Origin of the sequence: Actinocrinis sp. (assembly GCF_035946395.1) — a bacterium.
GTDB lineage: Bacteria > Actinomycetota > Actinomycetes > Streptomycetales > Catenulisporaceae > Actinocrinis.
Genome location: NZ_DASYZI010000404.1, coordinates 1 through 3,751 on the forward strand (window position 1 = coordinate 1; position 3,751 = coordinate 3,751).

Annotated in this window: 2 protein-coding genes and 1 pseudogene; 2 read left to right on the forward strand and 1 reads right to left on the reverse strand. The window is 67.3% G+C overall.

Annotated features, from left to right (window positions below; genetic code table 11):
* On the forward strand, positions 1-646 hold a 646-nt coding region (locus VGS97_RS25420), incomplete at its 5' end, for an Lhr family helicase (protein ID WP_422653159.1).
* 829 nt (positions 647-1,475) lie between these two features.
* On the opposite strand, the gene VGS97_RS25425 is transcribed toward VGS97_RS25420, so the two are convergent.
* Complete coding sequence (locus VGS97_RS25425) at positions 1,476-1,862, reverse strand: hypothetical protein (RefSeq protein WP_326856179.1); 387 nt, start codon at positions 1,860-1,862, stop codon at positions 1,476-1,478.
* Positions 1,863-3,476: 1,614 nt separating this feature from the next.
* Between VGS97_RS25425 and VGS97_RS25430 the strand changes: the two are divergent.
* Positions 3,477-3,751, forward strand: a pseudogene (locus VGS97_RS25430) (hypothetical protein); the annotation flags it as partial.

Here is a 3,751-nt window from a genome sequence, read left to right on the forward strand (position 1 = left end):
CTACTTCGTCGAGGGTCTCGGCGCCGCGCAGTTCGCCGCGGACGGGGCGGTCGACCGGCTCCGCGCGCTGTCCGGCGAGGCGGGCGAGCCTGGTGAAGCCGGCCGCACGAGCAGTCGCGCAGGCGGCCGCACGCCGACGACACTGCTGCTCGCCGCGGCCGACCCGGCGAATCCGTACGGAGCGGCCATCCCGTGGCCAGACCGTCCGCTGCCACACGGGACAGCAACAACAGGAGCGAGCAGAATCGCGACCGCAACTACGACTACGACTACGACCGCAACTACGTCCGCCGGACCGTCCGCGAGTGTGACCGCGACGCTCAACGCCGCAGCCGGGCAGGGACACAAGCCCGGCCGCAAGGCGGGGGCACTGGTCGCGCTGGTCGACGGCGAACTCGTGCTGTACGTCGAGCGCGGCGGGCGCACCGTGCTGTCGTGGACCGATTCGCCGGAACTGCTGACCGGCGCCGCGCAGGCAGTCGCCGCCGCGGTACACGATGGCCGGGTGGGCGCGCTGACGGTGGTCACCACGGACGGGATTCCGGTACTGGCCGCCGGTTCGAATACCGCGCCGACACCGGTCGCGGCTGCCTTTGCTACAGCAGGTTTCGCGATATCGCCACAGGGGTTGAGGCTGCGCCCCTGACACCTCACGCACCGGCACTTCACACACTGACACTTCACGTGCTGGGCTGACCGACGCCCACCGTCCAAAGGTTGCGTATCAACCGGTCACGACGATTATCGCCCGAGCGACTGAGGCCGCATCCTGGCACAGTCCGTGTCAGGCTGGCCGTGTCGATGAGTGACGACAAGTGACGACGGCGAATGTCGCTGAAGACGAACAACACCCCGCAAACCGCTAAGTCGGCGTTGGCGAACGCCGACGGCACTCTCCGGCCTGCCAGCTCGGGGCATGCCATCGCCGGAACTCGACAACGCCAAGTGACGTGCGTCCCATCGACCGTCGTCCAAATCGGCCGACACTCGTCGTTCGTTCTTGCCCGTTCTCATCGGAGTCAGCCCAGATGTCTGGGAAGTCTGTCCGCGCAGCGTGCCGATCTGCGTCCACGCAATCGAACGGCGAGACGGTCGCAGCGCTCGCGGACGGCACTGTCCGCCTGTGCGCCGCATGGCGCGGTGCTGACCTGGGCGGACTGGGTTCATTGAAATCGGAATGATCTTCAACGAGAACGGACAGTTCTCATCGCCATAGCCAGTCAGGCCGAAGTCCACCGCACGCGTGGGGGACTTGCCCTCCCGCGTAGACGAATCGCGTGTCCGCCGGGATGACCATGCTATTTGTCGATGCGTGTGGCCGACTGAGTGACCGATTCTCTACCTGGCCGGTGGAGGGGCCAATGCTCCAGCTCAGCACTGCTGCGTCACACGCGTGACGTGCGCCGTATCGGCCAGCCGCTCAACCCGAGCTACGCCCTTTGTCGTTCGGCATTCGTTGTTCGCGCGGCTCGTTCTCACCGCTTCTCGGCTCGCGCCGTCCAGGTGTCTGGTCCGTTGGTGGGCGGCGCGGGACGGCGCTGGAGCCGGAAGACCGCAGGGGTACCGAAACGGCCCACCGAGGCGACGACGAGCCAGTGCTCGACCTGCGGCGGCTCGCTCTCCTCGTTCTCCTCATCCTCTGCGGCCTCGCCCCGCGCACGCTGCCGACTCCCGGTGTCACGGGGAGCGGGCACGCGGCGCGAGGCCGCTCGGCGCGGCTCGACGTCCGGTTCGATCCATCGGCCGAGGATCTCGTGCACGACGTAGAGCTGACCGCCCAGCAGGAAGTACACCGGTCCATCACCGCCACGAAGGACATCGCAGGGCTCGGCATCGACGTGTTCAGGCATCGCGATCGTCATGGCTCCCCTACCGTCAGAGTGCTCGGGCCCAAGTGGTGCGGTGAACCACCGCTGGCGCGTCCCTCGGAGCGGGTCGGGAGAGGCGTCGCGCCACCGGTCTCGACGCGGCGGCGCGACTCCCTCCGTTTCCCGGTTTCCCAGGGCGACGTCACCACCGGCCGCAGGCTTCCCCGGTGCCTCCCAACGCTCCCAGCAGTGGTGACAAGCCCGGTGCGACGCGGGCGAGAGCGTGGTGACGCCCCCTGCGGACGGTGGCGACGCCTGTTCGAATCTTTGTTCGAACAGAGACCACCCTACCCCGACCGGCGGTCACCGGCCACCAGAATCTCGAATATTCGCTCGATCCAGTGACATGCAAAGTGCATGCCTGACCGATAGCCGCAGTTCGCAGGCTCTAGGCTCACGTGACAGGAACGCCTTGACCACCGGGTCTCGCCTGCGCGGGCGATGCGTCGTAGGCTGAACTACGAACGCGTGTCCGATCCCCGGATTCGAGCACCGCTCTCGAACGCGCCGCCGACCGACGCCGACGTGCGTTCGGCTCTCCGGTGAAGGCACGGCGTCGTACAGACGTCGGCGATCAATTCGAGACTGATTACACGTTGTGCTCTTCCCATGGCGCTGTGCCCGCGAGAGCATATGAAACCCGATCCGCAGTGGAAAAATCATGCGGTCGCGGCCACGGAATTTACCGAACCGTGACCAACTGCGTCCACAACCATTGCCTAGTTCGGCTGGTCCTACTGGGTGGATCGGACGGATGCGGATTCTTCCGCTCGTCCGATCAACCCGGGTGGGGTGCAGGGAGGGGACGTAGGCGTCGCCGACACCGCAGGGGAGAGCGGTGGCGGCGACGCCCGAGGGGGTGCGGCGGGGTCCGCGCGCGCGTCGTGGGGGTGCGCGCTCGGACCCTGCCCGTCACCCGTTACTCACCGTCACAGTAATGCCACGGGCTTACCGGACGCGTCCGCATCGCCACTGTCAGATGATCATTTCGGCGGCCGGATGGCCCGTTCGAACGTATCGGTGGAACGCCCCTGCGGCCGCTCGCCACAGCGACCGACCAGCCGTCAGGCTCCGCGCTAATCAGCTCTTATCGCAGAATTCCAACGGCGTCGCCGACCACGAGACTTCGTCGCAGGGAACTGATTGTCATTTGCCGGTGACGTCGCAATCAGGCATGCGTACAGCTCGAACGTGTGCTCGAATCCGGGTTCGAACCATCCCGGCGATTCGTGTGCGCGCACGGGGACGCGGTTCGGCACGCGGGATACGTGCGTCACTCGATCGGCGCATCGTGTGCGGTGAAAATCATGAGTACGCACGGTTTATTCATCCTCACTTCATCCGGATGGAGTGCTTCATCCGGCAGCGCGCGCGTTTCGGGGTAATGCTCCCTACGTGACCCGCATTGCGCCGTACCACGGTCTGCTGATCTCAGGTCCATCCGGCACGTCCGCCGGTTTGGCTCGCGGGTCAACCCACCAAGCGTCGAGCCGCCTCACGTCAACCGACCGCGCGGGGCGATCGACGTCAGGGCTCGGAATCCCAGGCTTGCCGGGCCGATCGCCACTCCGCCGCACGGCTGCGCCGTGGGCGATCGCCGCGGCCGGTGTGACCGCTGCTGTTGCAGCCACCGCCGCCGCAGTGCTGTGCCATGCCGCGCTGAAACGAGCCGGAGCGACCGGCATCGGTCCCGCAGGCCATCTGCACCCCACCTCCGCGTTGCCGCCGGAAGCGGACGAACTCGTCTCGGTCCTCATCCCGGTACGGCACGAGCCCGATCCGACGGTCGCCGCCGTGCGCGCGGCGCTGGCGCAACGCGGGGTCGACCACCTGGACATCGTCGTGCTCGACGACGGTTGCCCGCAGGAGACCCGCGCCGCCCT